The 20,228-nt window shown below is 72.8% G+C and carries 19 protein-coding genes; 12 read left to right on the forward strand and 7 right to left on the reverse strand.

The features are described from left to right. The first annotated feature begins 97 nt into the window (after positions 1-97). The 5 genes from ACZ5NJ_RS33000 (at position 98) to ACZ5NJ_RS33020 (ending at position 4,318) form a co-directional block, all read left to right on the forward strand. Positions 98-541, forward strand: coding sequence for an SRPBCC family protein (locus tag ACZ5NJ_RS33000; RefSeq protein ID WP_468769813.1), 444 nt, complete (start codon positions 98-100; stop codon positions 539-541). A gap of 214 nt (positions 542-755) precedes the next feature. Then, a complete protein-coding gene (locus ACZ5NJ_RS33005; protein WP_468769814.1) occupies positions 756-1,907 on the forward strand; it encodes an ArsA family ATPase in 1,152 nt (383 codons plus the stop codon). A 79-nt stretch (positions 1,908-1,986) separates the two neighbouring features. Next, positions 1,987-2,451, forward strand: coding sequence for a DUF5304 family protein (locus ACZ5NJ_RS33010; RefSeq protein WP_468769815.1), 465 nt, complete (start codon positions 1,987-1,989; stop codon positions 2,449-2,451). A gap of 61 nt (positions 2,452-2,512) precedes the next feature. Then, positions 2,513-3,454: an ROK family glucokinase gene (locus ACZ5NJ_RS33015; RefSeq protein ID WP_468769816.1), complete on the forward strand. Its 942-nt coding sequence runs from the start codon at positions 2,513-2,515 to the stop codon at positions 3,452-3,454. Positions 3,455-3,529: 75 nt separating this feature from the next. After that, positions 3,530-4,318 carry an endonuclease/exonuclease/phosphatase family protein gene (locus ACZ5NJ_RS33020; protein ID WP_468769817.1) on the forward strand — a complete coding sequence of 263 codons (789 nt, stop codon included), beginning with the start codon at positions 3,530-3,532 and terminating at the stop codon, positions 4,316-4,318. Positions 4,319-5,592: 1,274 nt separating this feature from the next. Here the strand turns inward: ACZ5NJ_RS33020 and ACZ5NJ_RS33025 are convergent. Both ACZ5NJ_RS33025 and ACZ5NJ_RS33030 read right to left on the reverse strand, forming a co-directional pair. Next, entirely contained in the window at positions 5,593-6,162 is a 570-nt protein-coding gene (locus tag ACZ5NJ_RS33025; protein WP_468769819.1) for a hypothetical protein, read from the reverse strand. Beyond that, a complete protein-coding gene (locus ACZ5NJ_RS33030) occupies positions 6,155-6,934 on the reverse strand; it encodes an alpha/beta hydrolase (protein ID WP_468769821.1) in 780 nt (259 codons plus the stop codon). The genes ACZ5NJ_RS33025 and ACZ5NJ_RS33030 overlap by 8 nt, the downstream gene beginning before the upstream one ends. Positions 6,935-7,135: 201 nt before the next feature. On the opposite strand from ACZ5NJ_RS33030, the gene ACZ5NJ_RS33035 reads away from it, so the two are divergent. The 4 genes from ACZ5NJ_RS33035 to ACZ5NJ_RS33050 all read left to right on the forward strand — a co-directional run bounded on the left by ACZ5NJ_RS33035 (position 7,136) and on the right by ACZ5NJ_RS33050 (position 11,067). After that, entirely contained in the window at positions 7,136-7,894 is a 759-nt protein-coding gene (locus ACZ5NJ_RS33035) for a lysophospholipid acyltransferase family protein (RefSeq protein ID WP_468769823.1), read from the forward strand. Between the two features lie 48 nt (positions 7,895-7,942). Continuing rightward, the gene (gene macS, locus ACZ5NJ_RS33040; protein WP_468769824.1) at positions 7,943-9,157 is read left to right on the forward strand and encodes a MacS family sensor histidine kinase; all 1,215 of its coding nucleotides are present in this window, start codon (positions 7,943-7,945) and stop codon (positions 9,155-9,157) included. Between the two features lie 77 nt (positions 9,158-9,234). Then, on the forward strand, positions 9,235-9,879 hold the full coding sequence (locus tag ACZ5NJ_RS33045; protein WP_468769850.1) for a response regulator: 645 nt from the start codon (positions 9,235-9,237) through the stop codon (positions 9,877-9,879). Between the two features lie 156 nt (positions 9,880-10,035). Continuing rightward, positions 10,036-11,067: a 6-phosphofructokinase gene (locus ACZ5NJ_RS33050; protein ID WP_468769851.1), complete on the forward strand. Its 1,032-nt coding sequence runs from the start codon at positions 10,036-10,038 to the stop codon at positions 11,065-11,067. Between the two features lie 103 nt (positions 11,068-11,170). On the opposite strand, the gene ACZ5NJ_RS33055 is transcribed toward ACZ5NJ_RS33050, so the two are convergent. Continuing rightward, positions 11,171-13,132 carry an anthranilate synthase family protein gene (locus tag ACZ5NJ_RS33055; RefSeq protein ID WP_468769826.1) on the reverse strand — a complete coding sequence of 654 codons (1,962 nt, stop codon included), beginning with the start codon at positions 13,130-13,132 and terminating at the stop codon, positions 11,171-11,173. Positions 13,133-13,472: 340 nt separating this feature from the next. Between ACZ5NJ_RS33055 and ACZ5NJ_RS33060 the strand changes: the two genes are divergently transcribed. Both ACZ5NJ_RS33060 and ACZ5NJ_RS33065 read left to right on the forward strand, forming a co-directional pair. Then, positions 13,473-14,828 (forward strand): class II 3-deoxy-7-phosphoheptulonate synthase, encoded by a 1,356-nt coding sequence (locus ACZ5NJ_RS33060; RefSeq protein WP_468769828.1) that lies wholly within the window; start codon positions 13,473-13,475, stop codon positions 14,826-14,828. A gap of 153 nt (positions 14,829-14,981) precedes the next feature. Beyond that, positions 14,982-15,236, forward strand: a complete 255-nt coding sequence (locus ACZ5NJ_RS33065) for a (2Fe-2S)-binding protein (protein WP_468769830.1) — start codon at positions 14,982-14,984, stop codon at positions 15,234-15,236. Positions 15,237-15,253: 17 nt separating this feature from the next. On the opposite strand, the gene bfr is transcribed toward ACZ5NJ_RS33065, so the two are convergent. Next, complete coding sequence (bfr, locus tag ACZ5NJ_RS33070; protein ID WP_468769831.1) at positions 15,254-15,730, reverse strand: bacterioferritin; 477 nt, start codon at positions 15,728-15,730, stop codon at positions 15,254-15,256. A 172-nt stretch (positions 15,731-15,902) separates the two neighbouring features. On the opposite strand from bfr, the gene ACZ5NJ_RS33075 reads away from it, so the two are divergent. Continuing rightward, positions 15,903-16,535, forward strand: a complete 633-nt coding sequence (locus tag ACZ5NJ_RS33075; RefSeq protein ID WP_468769832.1) for a sulfite oxidase-like oxidoreductase — start codon at positions 15,903-15,905, stop codon at positions 16,533-16,535. 7 nt (positions 16,536-16,542) lie between these two features. Here the strand turns inward: ACZ5NJ_RS33075 and ACZ5NJ_RS33080 are convergent, their stop codons facing one another. The 3 genes from ACZ5NJ_RS33080 to pknB form a co-directional block, all read right to left on the reverse strand. After that, complete coding sequence (locus ACZ5NJ_RS33080; RefSeq protein ID WP_468769834.1) at positions 16,543-17,103, reverse strand: DUF4396 domain-containing protein; 561 nt, start codon at positions 17,101-17,103, stop codon at positions 16,543-16,545. A 101-nt stretch (positions 17,104-17,204) separates the two neighbouring features. Continuing rightward, entirely contained in the window at positions 17,205-18,065 is an 861-nt protein-coding gene (locus tag ACZ5NJ_RS33085; RefSeq protein WP_468769837.1) for a deoxyribonuclease IV, read from the reverse strand. A gap of 6 nt (positions 18,066-18,071) precedes the next feature. Continuing rightward, on the reverse strand, positions 18,072-19,985 hold the full coding sequence (gene pknB, locus ACZ5NJ_RS33090; protein WP_468769839.1) for a Stk1 family PASTA domain-containing Ser/Thr kinase: 1,914 nt from the start codon (positions 19,983-19,985) through the stop codon (positions 18,072-18,074). Between the last annotated feature and the right edge of the window lie 243 nt (positions 19,986-20,228).

Here is a 20,228-nt window from a genome sequence, read left to right on the forward strand (position 1 = left end):
CCCGCAGTATCCGCACCCCCACGCGCGGTAGCCTTCACGCGGCGGCGGGAGGCCCCCGCACCCTTGCCGAACACTCTCCCCCGGAGGAGCGACCGCGATGGCGGAACACACCAGCTCTAGCATCACGATCGAGGCCTCGCCGGCCGCGGTCATGGCCGTCATCGCCGACTTCGCCCGCTACCCCGAGTGGACCGGCGAGGTGAAGGAGGCCGAGGTGCTGTCCACCGACGCCGAGGGCCGCGCCGAGAAGGTACGGCTGCTGCTCGACGCCGGCGCGATCAAGGACGACCACACGCTGTCCTACAGCTGGAAGGGCCAGGACGAGGTCTCCTGGACCCTCCACAAGTCCCAGATGCTGCGCCAGCTGGACGGCTCCTACCGCCTCGCCCCGCTGGACGGCGGGCGCCGCACGGAGGTCACCTACCAGCTGACCGTCGACGTCAAGATCCCGATGCTCGGCATGATCAAGCGCAAGGCGGAGAAGGTCATCATCGACCGCGCCCTGGCCGGCCTGAAGAAGCGCGTGGAGTCGACGGCCTGACCTCCCCGCCGGCGTTCGAGGCGCCGGGGTCTGGGGGCGGAGCCCCCAGGGAACGGTGGAAGGGCGGGTAGGGGACTCCGCCCCGCGCAGCGGCCCGCGCGCCCACCGGCCCGGGGCCCCGGCGAGGCCACCGCAAGGCGGCGACCCCGGGCCCGGGGCCGCCGCGGCGCGGCGTAGCGTGCGGGGGAGGACGATCTACCACCCGGAGCACCGCATGCCGCACACCCTGCTCGTCACCGGCCCCGGCGGCGCCGGCCGCACCACCGTCGCCGCCGCCACCGCGCTCGCCGCGGCCCGCGCCGGGCAGCGCGTGCTCCTGCTGTGCGCCGACGACCCCTGGGCCGGCGCCCCCACCCCCGCCCCCGAACGGCTCCGCCTCGCCCGCATCGACTCCGGCGAGGAGTTCCGCACCGAGCTCGCCGCCCTCCAGGAACGCGGCGCCACCCTCCTCGGCATGCTCGGCGGCAGCCCCCTCGGCGCCGAGGAACTCACCGAGCTCCCCGGCGCAGAACCGTTCGCCCTCCTGCGCGGCCTGCGCCGCGCCGCCGCCGCGCCCGGCACCGACCTCGTCGTCGTCGACATGCCCCCGCTGCACCACACCCTGACCACCCTCGCCCTCCCCGCCCAGCTGCGCCGCCACCTCGCCCGCCTGCTGCCCGCCGAACGCCAGGCGGCCCGCGCCCTGCGCCCCGTACTGGCCCAGCTCGCCGGGGTCCCCATGCCCGCCCAGTGGCTCTACGAGACCGCCGCCCGCTGGGACCAGGAGCTCGCCGCCGTCCAGGCCGTCGTCGAGGCACCCACCACCCGCGTCCGCCTCGTCGCCGAGCCCGGACCCGCCGCCGACGCCGCCCTGCGCACCGGCCTGCTCGGCCTCGCCCTGTACGAGCTGCCCGTCCAGGACCTGGTGGCCAACCGGCTCGTCCCGCGGCACTCCGCCGACCCCTGGCTGGCCGGGCTCGCCGCCCGGCAGGCCGAGCACCTGACCCGGTGGGAGCGGGACCTCGCCGTCGTCCCCCTGGCCCACCTCGGCCGGGACCCCGAGGGCCCCGACGAGCTCGCCACCGCCGACGGCATCGCCCCCGCCCCCACCCCGGCCGCCGCCGCCCGCCCCGGCTGGCCCGTCGAGGACCGGCTCGCCGAGGACGGGGTGCTCGTCTGGGCCGTTCCCCTGCCCGGCGCCCGCAAGAGCGAGCTCGACCTGATCCGGCGCGGCGACGAGCTGCTCCTCGCGGTGGGCCCCTACCGCAGGACCGTTTCCCTCCCCTCCGCCCTGCGCCGCTGCACCGTCTCCGGCGCCGCCCTCACCGACGGGGTGCTCCGCGTCCGCTTCACCCCCGACCCGCAGCTGTGGCCCCGCTCGCGCTGAGACGCGTACGCGGGCACGCACCCCCGTTCGGGTACCGTCGGAAGTAGCCCCTACCGCAGCCGCCGCAGGAGAGTCCGCCATGAGCGAGGCCACCGACCGCCCCACCGACGACGACGCCTGGGCGAAGGCCTGCGCCGAGGACCTCGCCGCCGAACGGGAGCGCCGCCGGGCCGAGCGCGAGCGGGACACCGGGACGGGCGCGGCCACCGGCACCGCCGCCGAGGAACTGTTCAAGCTCTTCGGAGCCGTCGCCGACAAGGTCTCCGCCCTCAACAACCCGGAACTCGCCGCGGCCGCCCAAGGCGCCGTACGCCAGTTCGTCAACCAGGCCAAGAGCGCCGCCAAGCCCGTCATCGAGCGCAATCCCGAGGTCTTCGGCCACCTCGCGGCCGCCGGATCGGAACTGCTCGCCGCCTACCGCTCGGCCGTCGAAAGCCACGAACGCCGCTGGGTCCACGACGAGCCCCCCGCCCCCCGCAAGCCCGCCGACGGCGACGACGGCGGACCCGACGAGGGCCCGGCCCAGCGGATCGATCTCGACTGAGACTCCGCCGGGCTCGGGTACGGTTGGCCGTGGCGGGGCTTGACCGGAAACCGAGGGACTAATGGGACTCACCATCGGCGTCGACATCGGCGGCACGAAGATCGCGGCCGGCGTGGTCGACGAAGAGGGCACCATCCTAGAGACGTACAAGGTGCCCACCCCGCCGACCGCGGACGGTGTGACGGAGGCCATCTGCGCCGCCGTCTCCGAGGTCAGCAGCAACCACACCATCGAGGCCGTCGGCATCGGCGCCGCCGGATACGTGGACGACAAGCGCGCGACCGTGCTCTTCGCCCCGAACATCAACTGGCGCCACGAACCGCTCAAGGACAAGGTCGAGCAGCGCATCGGCCTCCCCGTCGTCGTCGAGAACGACGCTAACTGCGCCGCCTGGGGCGAATACCGCTTCGGCGCCGGCCAGGGCCACGAGGACGTCATCTGCATCACCCTCGGCACGGGCCTCGGCGGCGGCATCATCATGGGCAACAAGCTGCGCCGCGGCCGCTTCGGCGTCGCCGCCGAGTTCGGGCACATCCGCGTCGTCCCCGACGGCCTGCTGTGCGGCTGCGGCAGCCAGGGCTGCTGGGAGCAGTACGCCTCCGGCCGCGCCCTCGTCCGCTACGCCAAGCAGCGCGCCAACGCCACCCCCGAGAACGCCACGGTCCTGCTGGGCCTCGGCGACGGCACCCCCGACGGCATCGAGGGCAGGCACATCAGCCAGGCCGCCCGCCAGGGCGACCCCGTCGCCGTCGACTCCTTCCGCGAACTGGCCCGCTGGGCCGGCGCCGGCCTCGCCGACCTCGCCTCCCTCTTCGACCCGTCGGCGTTCATCGTCGGCGGCGGCGTCTCCGACGAGGGGGACCTCGTCCTCGACCCGATCCGCAAGTCCTTCAAGCGCTGGCTCATCGGCGGAGCCTGGCGCCCGCACGCCCAGGTGCTCGCCGCACAGCTCGGCGGCAAGGCCGGCCTGGTCGGCGCCGCGGACCTGGCCCGCCAGGGCTGAGCCCCGCTCGGACACCTCCGGAGCCGCCCGCCGCGCCCCCTGTGGGAGCGGCGGGCGGCTGCGTATCTTGCGGACATGGTGCCCGACACGTTGCCCCTGCCCCAGCCGCTGCCCGACGCCGTCCCCGACGCCCTGCCCGCCTCCCTCACCGAACCGGACGGCTCCGCCGTCATCCGCGTCCTCAGCTACAACGTGCGCTCGCTGCGCGACGACGAGGAAGCGCTGGCCCGGGTGATCCGCGCCTGCGCCCCGGACCTGGTCCTCGTCCAGGAGGCCCCGCGCTTCTTCCGCTGGCGCAAACACGCCGCCCGGCTGGCCGCCAAGACCGACCTGGTGGTCCTGGGCGGCGGAGCGACGGCGGCGGGGCCGCTGCTGCTGTGCTCGCTACGGGCCTTCGTGGAGCGCACCGAGGACGTCCTGCTCCCGCTCACCCCCGGACTGCACCGGCGCGGCTTCGCCACCGCCGTGGTCCGCTTCGGCTCGGCGCGGGTCGGGGTGGTCAGCGCCCACCTCTCCCTGGACCCGACCGAACGCGCCGCCCAGGCCGAGCTCCTCCTGGACCGGGTCGCGTCCCTGGACGCCCCGCACGTGATCGCCGCCGCCGACGTCAACGAAACCCCGGGCGGCCCCGCCTTCACCCGCCTGTCGGACACCCTCCAGGACTGCTGGACGACCGCCCCGTGGGGCGGCGCCCACACCTTCCCCTCCGCCGCCCCGACCCGCCGCATCGACGCGGTGTTCGCGACCCCGGGCGTGGAGGTCCTCGCCTGCGGCGTCCCGACGGGCCTCCCGGCCCCCGACCTCCGCACGGCAACGGACCACCTCCCGGTCCTGGCGGCGCTCCGCCTGGGGGCGGCCGGCTGACGCCCGGCCACGGCTCTCACGGCGCGGGCCCGCCATCGCCCCCGCGAGGGGTGGGGGCGGGCCGGTGGCTGCCCACCCCCCTCCCCGGGTGCGGCTGGGTGGGCGGCCGGCGGCACCCCGCTGGGCGGAGCAGGGCAGCAGACCCGGGTCGGGGCGGGCGGGGTCCCGGCGGGGCGGTCTCAGGGAGGGGTTGGGGCTTTCCCGTCAGTCTCATCGTCCTTCCGTGTCGGGCCGGCCTGTCAAGGGCGCTCCCTTCGGTCGCGTCGCTTCGCGATGGCCTTCGGCCACCCTTGACAGACCGTCCCGCCACGGAAAAACGAAGACTGCCGGGAAACCCCCAAAGAAACGGGACGGATGTACATAGGACATCCGGCCGGATCAGGGAGCAGGCGGGGTGGTCGGGGGCCGGCAGACATCCCATTCGGCCCCGACAGTCGCATTCGGGGACGACCTACGCGTCAGATCGCTACGCGCTTCTCCCGGCTTAGCGTCTGGCGTCCGTCTGGGGTCGCTGCCTGCACCCAAGGACGATCAGGACGACATCCGGGGCTGCCCTGCGCGTCAGATCGCTACGCGCTCCTCTTGTCTCGGCGTCCAGGGGTGGTCGTGGGCTGGGATGCCCTGCCACTTGTCGTCTGGTGCGGTCAGAGAGCCAAGACGGCCGCCGGACGCTGAGATGAGCGAAGCGCGTAGCGATTTGGGGCGCCGGAGGGCCCGGATGTCGTCCTGATCGTCCTTTGGTGCGGGTATCAGCCCCAGACGGCCGCCGGACGCTGGGACATGAGGAGCGCGTAGCGATTTGGGGCGCCCACCGGCCCCGGATGACGACTCCGTCGTCCCCGGGCGACGGCAGCGACCCCAGACGGGCGGCGGACGCTAGGCCGGGAGGAGCGCGTAGCGATCTGACGCGTAGGTCGTCCCCGATTGCGCTTGCGACGGGGCCGGATGCCCGGTCTGCCGGCCCCCGACGACCTCGCCTGCTCCCTGACACGGCCGCATCTGCCATGAACATCCGTCCCGTTTCTTTGGGGGTTTCCCGGCAGTCTTCGTTTTTCCGTGGCGGGACGGTCTGTCAAGGGTGGCCGAAGGCCATCGCGTAGCGACGCGACGAAGGAGCGCCCTTGACAGGCCGGCCCGACACGGAAGGACGATGAGACTGACGGGAAAGCCCCAGCCCATCTCTGAGACCGCTCAAGGGGACCCCGCCCACCCCCGGCCCCGCCCCGCCGTCCAGCGCCGTCCCGGGCAGGCCCCGCCGTCCTCGACGGCGCCCGCTACACCACCGCCCCGCGGCCCGGGTCGTCGTCGTCATCGGTGTCGCCCGACATGCGGGCGACCAGGGTGGCGAAGCCGCCCAGGAAGCCGCCGACGCCCAGGGTGGTGAGCCACCAGGTCATGTCCCACTGGAGCAGGACCGCCAGCAGCAGCAGGACCGGGCCGCCGACCACCGCCAGCCAGGCGAACTTCGCCGTCGTGTCCGCCGGCGGGAGTTCCGGGGGCTCCGGGGGGACGAAGTGGCCCTCGTCGGCGGTGTCACCCGACGCGTCCTCGTCCTTCGGCTCGGCCGGGGAGTGGTCGCGGGGGCCGACGCCGACGCCCGGGGCGAAGACCACCGAGCTGCCCAGGGCCGTCGGTGCCGTCGGAGCCGCCGGCGGCGTCGGCGCGGCGGCCGGCGGCTCCGGCTGGACGTCCTCCTCCGGCAGCATCAGGTTCTCGATCGGACGGAACGGACGCGTTCCCGGCGGGTCCGGCGGCTCCTGCCCGTACCCGGCGACGATCGCGGCCCACGCCGCTTCCTCGTCCAGTGGGGGCACACCCCCGGAGGATTCCTCATGCTCAGCCACCGCTGGCCGCCCCCTCCCTGCCGACGCTCTCCGCGAGCCGCCCGACGAACGCATAGCTGTCCGCGAAGATCCGCTCCGCGTCATGGTCCAACGTCGCGACGTGGTAACTCTGTTCCAGCAGGGTCTCGGTGACGTCCGTCGACGAGATCCGCGCCAGGATCCGCTCCGAGTCCACCGGCGGGACCACGTGGTCCTGGGGGCTGTGGAGCAGCAGCACCGGCTGCGTGACCTGCGGCAGCTCGGTGTCCACCAGCTGGAAGAACTTGCGCAGCGAGTGCGCCGCCTTCGTCGGGACCCGGTCGTAGCCGACCTCCGCCGAGCCCGGCTTGGCGATGTCGCTGGCGATCCCCGCCGTCGACCGGATGAAGTGCTTGGCCACCGGAAGGGCGACGGCCAGCGGGTCGTGGACCTTGTTGGCCGGGTTGACGAGGACGAGGCCGCTGATCGCGTCCCCGTGCTTGGCGGCCAGCCGCAGGGTCAGCGCGCCGCCCATCGAGAGCCCGAACACGAACACCTGCGAGCAACGCTCCCGCAGCTCCCGCAGCGCCCGGTCCACCTCGGCGTACCAGTCCTGCCAGCCGGTGAGCTGCATGTCCTGCCAGCGCGTGCCGTGCCCCGGGAGCAGCGGCAGCGAGACCGTCAGTCCGCGCTCGGCCAGGTACTCGGCCCAGGGGCGCAGCGACTGCGGGGAACCGGTGAAGCCGTGGCAGAGGAGCACGCCCACCTCTCCGCCCTCGTGGCGGAACGGCTCTGCTCCAGGGAGGACGGGCACCACAGTCTCCTTGATGGGTGAGGACGATGACGTAACGACTCGACGATGACCATGACGCGTGCGGGGTACGGGTACGTACGGGTGCGTCGCGCTGTGTGACTTCACCGTACGCGACCGGGATGACACCGACCAGGGTCGTCGGGGGCTCTCGGCGGAGCCAGGGGTTATGGTCTGATCGACAGACACAGGAAGGCTTTCGAGTTGATCTACGGCGCAATGAAGTTCTCCATCGGCGGTTCGCTGAAGCTCGCCTTCAGGCCGTGGGTGGAGGGCCTCGAAAACATTCCCGCCGAGGGGCCGGCGATCCTCGCGAGCAATCACCTGTCCTTCTCCGACTCCTTCTTCCTGCCGGCCGTGCTGGACCGGAAGGTGACCTTCATCGCGAAGGCGGAGTACTTCACCTCCCCCGGGGTCAAGGGCAAGCTGACCGCGGCCTTCTTCAAGGGCGTCGGCCAGCTCCCCGTGGACCGCTCCGGCGCGCGCGGCGCGGGTGAGGCGGCCATCAAGAGCGGCATCGAGGTCATCGAGCGCGGCGAGCTGTTCGGTATCTACCCCGAGGGGACCCGTTCACCCGACGGCCGCCTCTACCGGGGCAAGCCCGGCGGTCTGGCCCGGGTGGCCCTGGCCACCGGCGCTCCCGTGATCCCGGTGGCGATGATCGACACCGAGAAGATCCAGCCGCCCGGCAAGGTGGTCCCGAAGCTGATGCGCCCGGGCATCCGGATCGGCAAGCCGCTGGACTTCAGCCGCTACCAGGGCATGGACGGGGACCGCTTCATCCTCCGCTCGGTGACCGACGAGGTCATGTACGAGATCATGAAGCTCTCCGGCCAGGAGTACGTCGACATCTACGCGACCGCCGCCAAGCGGCAGATCGCGGACGCGGAGAAGGCCGCCAAGGACGCCGCCAAGGCGGACAAGGGCGACAGGGCCGACAAGGCCGACAAGGGCTCGGAGTAGTTCCCGCGGGCGGCCGTTGCCGCCGTCCGCGCGGCGGGGGTGGGGGAGATGGCGCCGAAGCGCGAGCGCGTCGTACGGATGTCGGTCGAGCAGCCGCTGTGGCGGGCGCTGACCGCGTACCGGCTGCTCACCATGGTCTACGCGGTCCTGCTGTTCGCCTTCGCGTACAAGGACTTCGTCCGCCCCTGGGTGGCGGTCGGCTACCTCGCCGTCCTCGCCGTCTGGACGCCGGCCACCCTGCGCCGGGTGGCCGGGGCGGTGCGCTGCACCCGGGGGTTCCTCGCCGCCGACCTCACGGTCGCCCTCGTGGGGATCGCCCTGACCCCGCTCGCCGACACCCACGCCCGCATCCAGGCGGGCGGCCCCACCCTCCCCAGCATCTGGACGGCCGGCTCGGTCCTCGCCTTCGCCCTCAAGGGCGGGTGGCGCTGGGCCGGCATCGCCTCCACCTTCGTGGCCGTCGCCAACATCGCCATCCACGGCGGCGACCCCACCCGAGACACCCTGCACAACGTCCTGCTGGTCTGGGTCGCCTCCATAGCCCTCGGCTACGTCGTCGAGGTCGCCCGGGCCAGTGAGGCGACCCTCGCCCGCGCCCTGGAGATCGAGGCCGCCACCCGTGAGCGGGAACGCCTCGCCCGTGACATCCACGACGGGGTCCTCCAGGTCCTCGCCATGGTCCAGCGGCGGGGCACCGAGCTGGGCGGCGAGGCGGCCGAGCTCGGCCGGATGGCCGGGGAGCAGGAGGTGGCGCTGCGCACGCTGGTCTCCAGCGGGCTGGTCCGCCCCTCCCGGGTCTCGCGCGACGAGTCGCTCGGCGCGCTGGTGGACACGTACGAGGTGGACGAGCCGGGCGCCGACGAGGGCGAGGTGGACCTGCGCTCCCTGCTGGCCCCGCACGCCGGCTCCCGGGTGAGCTTCGCGGAACCGGGCGCCCCGGTGCCGCTGCCGGTGCCCGCGGCGCGGGAGCTGGCCGCGGCCGTGGGCGCCGCCCTGGACAACGTGCGCAAGCACGCCGGGGAGGGGGCCGGCGCCTGGATCCTGGTCGAGGACTGGGGCGACGAGGTGATCGTGACCGTACGGGACGACGGCCCGGGCATCCCGGCCGGCCGGCTCGACCAGGCGGAGGGCGAGGGGCGGATGGGCGTGGCCCTGTCCATCCGGGGCCGGCTGCGCGACCTCGGCGGCAGCGCCGAGCTGGTGTCCGTCCCCGGGCAGGGCACCGAAGTGGAACTGAAAGTACCGAGGGGGAGGACCCAGTGAACGACAGCGAGAGCGGCGCCGGGAACGGAGCCGGCGGCAGCGGCGTCGCCGAGGGCGGGCTCGGCGGCATCAGGGTGATGGTCGTCGACGACCACCCCATGTGGCGGGACGCGGTGGCCCGCGACCTGTCCGCCGCGGGGTTCGACGTCGTCGCGACCGCCGGGGACGGCCCGGAGGCGGTGCGCCGTGCCCGCGCCGTCGCCCCCGGGGTGCTGGTCCTGGACCTCAACCTGCCCGGTATGCCCGGCGTCCAGGTCTGCAAGGAGCTGGTCGGCACCGACCCCGCGCTGCGCGTGCTGGTCCTGTCGGCGAGCGGGGAGCACGCGGACGTGCTGGAGGCGGTGAAGTCCGGGGCGACCGGCTACCTGATGAAGTCCGCCGGGGCCCAGGAGCTGATCGACGCGGTCCGCCGCACCGCCGTGGGCGACCCGGTGTTCACCCCGGGCCTGGCCGGGCTGGTCCTCGGCGAGTACCGGCGCCTGGCCACCGACCCGGCGCCGGCCGCCGCCGACGAGCCGAAGGCCCCGCAGCTGACCGACCGGGAGACGGAGGTGCTGCGGCTGGTGGCCAAGGGGCTGTCGTACAAGCAGATCGCGGAGCGGCTGGTGATCTCCCACCGCACGGTGCAGAACCACGTCCAGAACACCCTGGGCAAGCTCCAGCTGCACAACCGGGTGGAACTCGTCCGGTACGCGATAGAACGCGGGCTCGACGACGCGTAAGGGGGACGCGCAAGGCCGCACCGGTCGTACTTACTTCCCCTTACGAGTGAACACGCGTACGCAACGCCCCGTAATTCCACCGGAATTACCCCCTCCAGAGCCCTCGCTGTGACCTGCGTCACCACTAGCGTGACCGTCATGGCGAAGGGAGATTCCATGAAGGTCGGAGTGCTCACGGGCGGCGGCGACTGCCCCGGGCTCAACGCGGTGATCAGGGGCGTCGTCCGCAAGGGCGTCCAGGAGTACGGATACGGGTTCGTCGGCTTCAAGGACGGCTGGCGCGGACCGGTCGAGGGCGACACCGTCCCGCTGGACATCCCCGCCGTCCGCGGGATCCTGCCCCGCGGCGGCACCATCCTCGGCTCCTCGCGCACCAACCCGTTCAAGACGGACAACGGCGTCCGCTCCATCAAGGAGAACCTCGCAAAGGCCGAGGTCGACGCGCTCATCGCGATCGGCGGCGAGGACACCCTGGGCGTGGCCGCCCGGCTGTACGAGGAGTACGGCATCCCCTGCGTGGGCGTGCCCAAGACCATCGACAACGACCTGTCGGCCACCGACTACACCTTCGGCTTCGACACGGCCGTCGGCATCGCCACCGAGGCCATCGACCGGCTGCACACCACCGCCGAGTCCCACATGCGGGTGCTGGTCTGCGAGGTGATGGGCCGGCACGCCGGCTGGATCGCCCTGCACTCGGGGCTGGCGGGCGGGGCGAACGTCATCCTCATCCCCGAGCAGCGCTTCGACGTGGACCAGGTCTGCGCCTGGGTGACCTCCCGCTTCACGGCGAGCTACGCGCCGATCGTGGTGGTGGCCGAGGGGGCCATGCCCAAGGACGGCGACCTGGTGCTCAAGGACGCCGTCTCCCGGGACTCCTTCGGACACGTCCGGCTGTCGGGCGTGGGCGAGTGGCTGGCCAAGGAGATCGAGGCGCGGACCGGCAAGGAGGCCCGTACGACGGTCCTCGGGCACATCCAGCGCGGCGGCACCCCGAGCGCCTTCGACCGCTGGCTGGCCACCCGCTTCGGGCTGCACGCGATCGACGCGGTGCGCGACGGGGACTTCGGGAAGATGGTCGCGCTCAAGGGGACGGACATCGTCCGCGTCCCGATCGCCGAGGCGACCGCCAAGCTGAAGACGGTGGACCCCAAGCTGTACGAGGAGGCCGGGGTCTTCTTCGGCTGAGCCGCCGCCCCTGCGGGGGGCCGGACCACGGGCCGCATCGCGTGAAAGCGAGGGAACGGCCCGTGGTCCGGCCCCGGCGCGGCGGGTGACCGGCCCCGCAGGGCTACGCCCGACGCCCCGCCGGGGTCAGGGAGTGGAGCAGGTCGCGGACCAGGCGCGCGCCGCGCAGGGTGAGGACCGACTCCGGGTGGAACTGGACGCCCGCGAAACCGCGCGCCCCGCAGCGCAGGGCGTGGACCTCGTCCGTGACGGGGTCCCGGGAGACCTCGACCCCGTGCGCCGCCAGCTCCGCTTCGGCCTCCGCGTCACAGGCGGCGGTGTACGTGTTGTAGAAGCCGACCACCTCCGGCCGCCCGAAGAGGTCGATCCGCACCTGCGCCCCCTGCGCCGGCTCCACCTTGCGGACGAGGGGCAGGCCGATCTCCGCCGCCAGCAGCTCGTGCCCCAGGCAGACCCCGAGCAGCCCGCCCCGATGCGAGGCGAGCAGCTCGCCCGCCAGCCCGCGCAGCATCCGCATCTTGGGGTCCGCCCCGTCGGCCGGGTCGCCCGGGCCCGGGCCCAGGACGACCGGGCCGTCCCAGGCCAGCGCCGTCTCGCGCAGCCCCGGCGCGTCGTAGCGGCGGACCGTCACCGCCAGGCCCGCCGCCCGCAGCACGTGCGCCAGCATCGCCGTGAACGTGTCCTCGCCGTCCACCACCAGTGCGTGCCCGGCCACCGCGGGCAGCCGCTCCTGCATCCGCAGCCAGAACGGCGCCAGGTCCGCCCGCCGCGAGGCCAGCGCCGCCTGCACCCGGGGGTCGTCCGCCAGCCGTGCGCCGCCGGCGCGGGCCGGCCGGGGCGCGGCCTCCCGTACGCCCAGGGCGGCCAGGACCCCGGCGGCCTTGGCGTGGGTCTCCGCGACCTCCCCCTGCGGGTCGGAGTGGCGGACCAGGGTGGCCCCGACCGGCACCCGCAGCGTCCCGTCCGGGGCGATGTCGGCGGTGCGGATCAGGATCGGGGAGTCCAGGGTCTGCGCGCCCGAGGAGTCCAGGCCGAGCAGGGCCAGCGCGCCGGCGTAGTAGCCGCGGCCCCCGTGCTCGTACCGCTCGATCACACGGCAGGCGTTCTGCACCGGCGAGCCGGTGACCGTCGCCGCGAACATGGTCTCCCGCAGCACCTCCCGCACGTCCAGGGAGGAGCGGCCCCGCAGCTCGTACTCGGTGTGCGCGAGGTGCGCCATCTCCTTCAGCCGCGGGCCGACGACGGTGCCGCCCATGTCGCCGACCGTGCACATCATCTTGAGTTCCTCGTCGACCACCATCGACAGCTCCTCGGTCTCCTTGCGGTCGCCGAGGAAGGCGAGGAGCGACTCGGCGGTCGGGCCGCCCGCCGGGTAGCGGTAGGTGCCGCTGATGGGGTTCATCACGACCGTGCCGCCCGTCATGCGGACGTGGACCTCGGGGCTGGCCCCGACCAGGGTCCGGTCGGGGGTGTGGACCACGTACGTCCAGTACGCGCCCCGCTCGCCCTCCAGCAGCCGCCGGAACAGGGCGAGGGCGTCGGCCCGGCCGAACCCGTGGATCCGGCCCCCGTACGTCCGCCGGATCACGAAGTTCGCGCCCTCGCCCCGGCCGATCTCGTCGCGGATCACCCGCTCGACGGTGGCGGCGTACTCCTCGTCGCCGACGTCGAAGTCGCCGCCCTCGACCCGTACGCCGTGGTCCGGGAGCGCGGCGAGGGCCTCGGCGAGCGGGATCTCGTACGCCTCCTCGGCGGCGAGCACGCTCAGCGGCGTGCCGTCGTCCCGCACGTCGAAGCCGCGCTCGCGGATCTGCCGGAAGGGGACCAGGGCGAGGGTGGGCAGCGCGCGGACCGGCAGGTCGGCGAGGAGTCCGGCCTGGTGGACGGGGCCGAGGAGCACCTCGACGGTGTCGTGGTCCCGGCCGGGGGTGCGCCGGCGCAGCAGGGCGAAGGGCGGGGCGGTGTCGTCGAGGAGCCGGGAGAGGGAGAAGCCGGACGGGGCGGCGTCGGACGGGGAGACGACGGAGGGGGAGACGACGGACGGGGCGGCGTCGGACTGGTGCATGGGGCGGGCGTCCTTCCGGTGGGGTGTCGGGAGGAGGGACGGCCGGTACCTGCGGGTGCACGCAGAAGGCCGCCCCTCGGGGCGGCCTTCGTTTCGCTCGTGTCAGTGGGTACGCACGAGGGGCGGGCCGCCGGGAGCGGACCACCACCAGGTCTGGCTGGAGAGCGCGTACATGGGAGGCACCCTAGCCCACCGGGCCCCCGTACCGCCGCATCCCGGCTTTTCCGTCGACTGAACCTTGCATTCCGTTCATCTGGGGCCATGTGGACCTTCGAACGAGATCGTCTCACCTGGTGGGCGTCCGGCCGAACACGGCGTTTGACGCCGTAATGTGTACGGGGTGACCGTGAACGCTGAAACCCACGCCCTCGCCGCCAAGGCGACCTGGCGAGACCTTCCCGCGGCGCAGCAGCCTTCGTACCCCGATGCCGAGGCCCTGCGCGCTGTCGTCGCGGACCTCGAATCGTATCCTCCGCTCGTCTTCGCGGGCGAGTGCGACCAGCTGCGCGCCCGCCTGGGAGCCGTCGCCAAGGGCGAGGCGTTCCTGCTGCAGGGCGGCGACTGCGCGGAGGCCTTCGACGCCGTCTCCGCCGACCACATCCGCGCCAAGCTGAAGACGCTGCTCCAGATGAGCGCCGTCCTGACGTACGCGGCCTCCGTGCCCGTCGTCAAGGTCGGCCGCATCGCGGGCCAGTACTCCAAGCCCCGCTCCAAGGACACCGAGACCCGCGACGGCGTGACCCTGCCGACCTACCGCGGCGACTCGGTCAACGGCTTCGCCTTCACCGAAGAGGCCCGCGTCCCGGACCCGGAGCGCCTCAAGCGCATGTACCACGCGTCGGCCTCCACGCTGAACCTGGTGCGCGCCTTCACCACCGGCGGTTACGCCGACCTGCGCCAGGTGCACGCCTGGAACCAGGACTTCGTGAAGTCCTCCCCGTCCGGGCAGCGCTACGAGCAGCTCGCGCGGGAGATCGACAACGCCCTGAACTTCATGAAGGCCTGCGGCACCGACCCGGCCGAGTTCAAGGCGGTGGAGTTCTACTCCTCGCACGAGGCCCTGCTGCTGGACTACGAGGGCGCCCTCACGCGCACGGACTCCCGTACCGGCAAGCTGTACGACACCTCCGGCCACATGGTCTGGATCGGTGAGCGCACCCGTCAGCTGGACCACGCGCACATCGAGTTCTGTTCGCGGATCGCCAACCCGGTCGGCATCAAGCTCGGCCCGACCACCACGGTCGACGAGGCGCTGACGTACATCGACCGCCTGGACCCCGAGCGCGAGCCGGGCCGGCTGACCTTCGTCGTCCGCATGGGCGCCGACAAGGTCCGCGACAAGCTCCCCGAGCTGGTCGAGAAGGTCACGGCGTCCGGTGCGACCGTCGCCTGGGTCACCGACCCGATGCACGGCAACACCTTCGAGGCGGCCTCCGGCCACAAGACGCGCCGCTTCGACGACGTCCTGGACGAGGTCAAGGGCTTCTTCGAGGTCCACAAGGCGCTGGGCACCCACCCGGGCGGCATCCACGTCGAGCTCACCGGTGACGACGTCACCGAGTGCGTGGGCGGCGGCGACGAGATCTTCGTCGACGACCTGCACCAGCGCTACGAGACGGCCTGCGACCCGCGCCTCAACCGCAGCCAGTCCCTGGACCTGGCGTTCCTGGTGGCGGAGATGTACCGCGACCAGTGAGGTCCTGCGACCTCTGAGTGAGGACGGGGCGCGGATCGATGTGATCCGCGCCCCATCCTCGTCTCCGGGCCTTTTAGGCAACCCTCACTTTGGGTACGGTTAGGTAAGCCTCACCGCACCGGGGATGGCTGCAGGACCATTCCGCTCAGGGAGGTGAACCGCGTGTACGTCTGCTCGTGCTTCGGGATCACCGACCAGCAGGTCAAGGAACACGCGGCCGCCGGGGCCTGCACCCCCCGCCAGATAGCCTCCGCCACCAAGGCGGGCACCGACTGCGGCTCCTGCGTGCGGACCATCCAGGGCCTTCTGGGCCGCGGCGCGTGCCCGCGCCGGGAACTGCTGGAGAAGGGCGACGCGGCGGCCGTCCTCGCCGCCGGCCCGGCTCCGCAGCTGGCCGAAGCCGCCTAGATCCGCCATCCGGCCCCTCAGCTCGGCTGCTCGATCAGCTGCGCGATGTACAGCGCCTCACCGAGGGACTCGATCAGCTCCAGCTGGGTGTCGAGGTAGTCGATGTGGTGCTCCTCGTCCGCCAGGATCTCCTCGAAGAGGCGGGCGGAGGTGACGTCGCCCTTCCCACGCATGACCTCGATCCCGCGCTTGAGGCGGTCGATCGCCTCCACCTCGACCTGCCGGTCGGCCTGGAACATCTCGGTGATCGTCTGCCCGACGCGGACGTGGAAGAGGCGCTGGTAATTGGGCAGACCGTCGAGCATGAGGATGCGCTCGGTGAGTTTGTCCGCGTGCTTCATCTCGTCGATGGACTCTTCACGCGTGTACTTGGCGAGCTTCGTCCATCCCTTGTTGTCCTGGATGCGGTAGTGCAGCCAGTACTGGTTGATGGCCGTGAGCTCGCCGGTCAGCTGCTCGTTCAGGAATTCGAGGACCTCGGGGTCGCCCTGCATCGCAGAGGCTCCTTCCAGGCAATGTCAGCTAGGTGACTGGGCAGTGCGCGCATCTTTGCACCGCCGTAGGGGACCGTCCAGTAAGTGCCTCCTTAGTGGGAGTTACCAGGACTTGCCCGTTTCGGTTCGTACCTGGTCGTGACCACCCCGCCACGTCTGTCACCATGGAGACATGGGTCAGCCGGACAGCCGGGAATTTCCGGGAGCAGAGCAGGTCGAGCTCCCTCCGGGGCAGCGGTTGCAGAGGGGCTGGCCCGTCACCCACTACGGTCCCGTGCCCAAGTTCAAGCCGGACCGCTGGGAGTTCCGCGTCTTCGGTGCGACGGCCGACGGTGAGAAGCGCTGCTGGAGCCACGAGGAGTTCACGGCCCTGCCGTTCAACTCGGTGGTGGCCGACCTCCACTGCGTGACCAAGTTCAGCATGCAGGGCGCCGAGTGGGGCGGGGTGCTGGCCCGGGACGTCCTCGCCCTGGCGCCGCCGGCCCCGCAGGTCACGCACGTGATGGTGTGGGCCGAGTACGGCTTCAGCTCCAATCTGAGACTGGCGGACTTCGCCTCCGACCGGACCGTCTTCGCCACCCACATGGGTGGCGAACCGCTGACGGCCGAACACGGCTTCCCGCTGCGCCTCGTGGTCCCGCACCTGTACGCCTGGAAGGGCCCCAAGTGGGTCCGGGGCATCGAGTACATGACGGCCGACCGCCGCGGCTTCTGGGAGGAGCGCGGCTACCACAACATCGGCGACCCCTGGCGCGAGCAGCGGTACTCGTACCAGGAGGGGCCGGGCGACGGTCCGGAGCTGTGACCGCCGCCTAGTGGTGGTACTGGTGGACGACGGCGTGGCCCTTGCCGCGGCCGATCATCCACTTGTTGACCGGGGTGGTCACGACGAAGGCGAGCGCCAGCGAGATCGCCAGGGCGCTCCAGAACAGGGCCTCGGAGAGGTGGGCGTCCATGGCGCCGGGCCAGACGGCGATGACGCCGTTGTCGATCAGCTCCATGACGGCGATCGACAGGGTGTCCGCGGCGAGCGCCACCCGGACGGCCGAACGGAAGTCCACGCCGGCGGCGAGGATCCCGCGCAGGGTCAGGGCGTAGCCGAAGAAGAACGCGAGGACGATCGCCAGGACCATCGTCGGGAGGTTCCCCCAGCCGAAGGCGGTGCCGACGATCATGCCGAGGACCTCGCCGATGGCGCACCCGGTGAGGCAGTGCAGGGTCGCCTTGGCGGCCATCGCCCAGCCGACGGGGCCGGCGTGGTGGGCGTGGGCGTGGGCGTGGTGGGCGTGGTGGCCCTCGTGGCCGGCGTGCTCCTGGTGGCCCTCGTGCTCGTGGTGCTCGTGGTGCTCGTGGTGCGCGTGCGCCTCTTCCATGACAACCCCCTGAAGGTCTGGCGGAACGCCGGGTGGCGGTCCCGCCGACTGGTGGAACCGTATACCCCCCAGGGGTATTCCCTCAAGGATTTTCGCCGGGGTCAGTGCAGGTCGCGGAGCTCCTTCAGCAGGGCCACGTCCGCCGCGTGCCCCTCCTTGCCGCCCGGAGTCTCGATGATCAGCGGGACGCCGTCCGTCTCCGGGTGCGAGAACAGCTCGGCGAAGGCGTCCCGGCCGATGTGGCCCTGCCCGATGTTGGCGTGCCGGTCCTTGTGCGCGCCCACGCCCTCCTTGGAGTCGTTGGCGTGGATCAGCTTCAGCCGGCCCGCGCCGACCGTGTCCACCAGCAGGTCCAGCGTCTGCTTGGTGCCGCCCGGCTCGGCCAGGTCGTGGCCCGCCGCGAAGATGTGGCAGGTGTCCAGGCAGATGCCGAGCTTCTCGTGGTGGTCGAGGGCCTCGAAGTACGGGCCGAAGTCCCAGGTCCGCGAGCAGAGCGAGGAGCCCTGGCCCGCCGTGGACTCCAGCAGCAGGAACGGGTCGTCCTCGTGCGTCAGCTCGTCCAGCAGCGGCAGCATGTGCTCCCTGACCTGCGCGTACGCCGCCTCGCGCGGGCGGCCCCCGGTCGCCGACCCGGTGTGCACGACCACCCCGAGCGCGCCGATCTCCCGTGCCCGGCGCAGGGAGTGCCGCAGCGACTCCACCGACTTCTCGACGGTGGCCTCGGTGTGGGAGCCGAAGTTGATCAGGTACGGGGCGTGCACGTACGCCGGGACCGACTCCTCGGCGCACCGGGCGCGGAACGACTCGTCCTGCGCCGGGTTCCCGGTCGGGGTGGCCCAGCCGCGCGGGTTGGCGACGAAGACCTGGACGGCCTCGGCACCCATCTCACGGGCGTAGGCCAGGCCCACGGAGGCGAGCCCGCCGGCGACGGGCACGTGCCCGCCCACGGGATTGCGAAGCAACGCTGCTCAGAGCCCCTTGGTCTTGATGGTGATCGTGCTGCCCTCGGGGGCGGTCTGCCCGGCGGGCACCGACTGGGTGTCCACCGTGCTGCTGAAGGAGAGGAAGGGGCGTTCCACCTTCACCTTGAACCCCAGGGCCTCCAGCGTCTTGCGGGCCGTCTCCACCTCCTGGCCTGCCACGTTCGGGACCTGGACCGGACGCGGCCCCTTGGAGAGGGTCAGCGTGACGGTGTCCCCGGCGGCCGCCTGGGTGCCCGCGCCGATCGACTGGTTGGCGACCGTACCGGCGGGGGTGGGGGAGTTGACCTGGTCGGGAGCCGTCTCCACCTTCAGGCCGAGGGCCTCCAGCGCGGCGCGCGCCTGGTCGGCGGGCTGGCCGGTGACGGTGGGGACCTGGACCGGGCGGCCCTTGCTGACCTGGAGGGCGACGGCCGTGTCGGGGGCCCGCTTCTGGCCGCCGGCCGGGTCGGTGGAGATCACCGAGCCCTGGGCCACGTCCTGGCTGAAGGCCTGGTTGACGATCCCGGGCGCCAGCCCGGCCCTGGTCAGCTCGGCCTTGGCCTCCTCCAGCGGACGGCCCTTGAGGTCGGGCACGCTGACCAGCTCGGGGCCGCGGGAGACGGTGAGGGTCACCGCGCCGTTGCCCTTGATCCTCTTGCCGCCGACGGGGTCGGAGTTCATCACCGTCCCGCGGTCGAAGGCCTCGCTGAACTTCCGGTCGACCTTCTTGACGCCGAGCCCGGCGGCGGACAGCTCCGCCCTGGCCTGCTCCTCCGTCTTGCCGAGGAGGTTGGGGACCTTGGTGAACTGCCCGGAGTTGACGTACCAGACGCCGGTGCCGATGCCGAGGGCGAGCAGGATCCCGGCGACGACGAGGAGCACGCCCCGGCGCTGCCGCCGGGGAGCCGGGGGCGGCGGGGGCGTCGGCTCCTGCGGCCGCTCCAGGCGGGAGGTGTGGTGCAGGACCGCCTCCTGGACCTGCCCCGGCACCGGGCGCGGGATCACGCTGGTGCGGTCCTCGGCGGCGGACCGCTCGGCGGCCCGCGCGTGCGGCGGTACGGCGTCCAGCTCGGCCTCGCCTATCCGCGCCCGCGCCTCCCGGGCCAGGCCCAGCAGGGCGGCGGCGTCGGCGGGGCGCAGCCCGGGGGTGCGGGCGGTGGCCTGCGCGACGAGCGCGTCGAGGGCGGCCGGCAGCCCGGGGACGGCGGCCGACGGGGGCGGGACGTCCTCGTTGAGGTGCTGGAAGAGCACCTGCGCGGGGGTGCCGCCGGTGTGCGGCTTGGACCCGGTGAGCATCTCGTAGAGGACGACACCGCAGGCATAGACGTCCACGCGGGCGTCGTAGACCCCGTCCTCGATCTGCTCGGGGGCCAGGTAGGAGACGGTGCCGAGGATCGAGCCGGTGGTGTGGGTGGCCGCGTCCACGGAGCGGACGAGGCCGAAGTCGGCGACCTTGACCCGGCCGTCGTCGCCGATCAGGACGTTCTCGGGCTTGATGTCCCGGTGGACGAACCCGGCCCGGTGGGCGGTGCCGAGGGCGGCGAGGACCGGCTCCAGGATGTCGAGCGCGGCCCGCGGCTGGAGCGCGCCGCGCTCGCGCAGGACGTCGCGCAGGGTGCAGCCGGAGACGTACTCCATGGCGAGGTAGGTGAAGGGGCCGTCGGTGCCCTGGTCGAAGACGGCGACCACGTTGGGGTGCGCGAGGCGGGCCACGGACTTCGCCTCGCGGATGAACCGGTCGACGAAGACGGCGTCGGCGGCCAGGTCCGGGTGCATGATCTTCAGCGCGAGGACGCGGTCGAGGCGGGTGTCGAGGGCCCGGTAGACCGTCGCCATGCCGCCTGCGGCGATACGGGCGTCGACGCGGTAGCGGCCGTCGAGCACGCGCCCGACGAGGGGGTCATCCAGGGTCGTATCCACCCGCCGATTCTACGAGGCCCCCCACCGCCCCCGTCCGGGGCGCCCACGCCTTGCAGCGCACCCGTGACATGCGACACCCGACACGCGGCCGCCACCACCCCCGCGAGGGGCCGGGGCGGGGCGGGGCGGGGCCGGGGGTGGGCGGGGTCCCGGCGGGGCGGTCTCACAGATCGGTTGGGGCTTTCCCGTCAGTCTCATCGTCCTTCCGTGTCGGGCCGGCCTGTCAAGGGCGCTCCTTCGTCG

This window comes from Streptomyces sp. NPDC032091 (assembly GCF_055580265.1).

What these genes read in the sequence shown, in the direction of transcription:
- ACZ5NJ_RS33000 (WP_468769813.1), top strand. Translation starts at nt 98, where the DNA reads ATGGCGGAACACACCAGCTCTAGCATCACGATCGAGGCCTCGCCGGCC.
- ACZ5NJ_RS33005 (WP_468769814.1), top strand. Translation starts at nt 756, where the DNA reads ATGCCGCACACCCTGCTCGTCACCGGCCCCGGCGGCGCCGGCCGCACC.
- ACZ5NJ_RS33010 (WP_468769815.1), top strand. Translation starts at nt 1,987, where the DNA reads ATGAGCGAGGCCACCGACCGCCCCACCGACGACGACGCCTGGGCGAAG.
- ACZ5NJ_RS33015 (WP_468769816.1), top strand. Translation starts at nt 2,513, where the DNA reads ATGGGACTCACCATCGGCGTCGACATCGGCGGCACGAAGATCGCGGCC.
- ACZ5NJ_RS33020 (WP_468769817.1), top strand. Translation starts at nt 3,530, where the DNA reads ATGGTGCCCGACACGTTGCCCCTGCCCCAGCCGCTGCCCGACGCCGTC.
- macS (WP_468769824.1), top strand. Translation starts at nt 7,943, where the DNA reads ATGGCGCCGAAGCGCGAGCGCGTCGTACGGATGTCGGTCGAGCAGCCG.
- ACZ5NJ_RS33045 (WP_468769850.1), top strand. Translation starts at nt 9,235, where the DNA reads ATGGTCGTCGACGACCACCCCATGTGGCGGGACGCGGTGGCCCGCGAC.
- ACZ5NJ_RS33050 (WP_468769851.1), top strand. Translation starts at nt 10,036, where the DNA reads ATGAAGGTCGGAGTGCTCACGGGCGGCGGCGACTGCCCCGGGCTCAAC.
- ACZ5NJ_RS33055 (WP_468769826.1), bottom strand. Translation starts at nt 13,132, where the DNA reads ATGCACCAGTCCGACGCCGCCCCGTCCGTCGTCTCCCCCTCCGTCGTC.
- bfr (WP_468769831.1), bottom strand. Translation starts at nt 15,730, where the DNA reads ATGCAGGGCGACCCCGAGGTCCTCGAATTCCTGAACGAGCAGCTGACC.
- ACZ5NJ_RS33075 (WP_468769832.1), top strand. Translation starts at nt 15,903, where the DNA reads ATGGGTCAGCCGGACAGCCGGGAATTTCCGGGAGCAGAGCAGGTCGAG.
- ACZ5NJ_RS33080 (WP_468769834.1), bottom strand. Translation starts at nt 17,103, where the DNA reads ATGGAAGAGGCGCACGCGCACCACGAGCACCACGAGCACCACGAGCAC.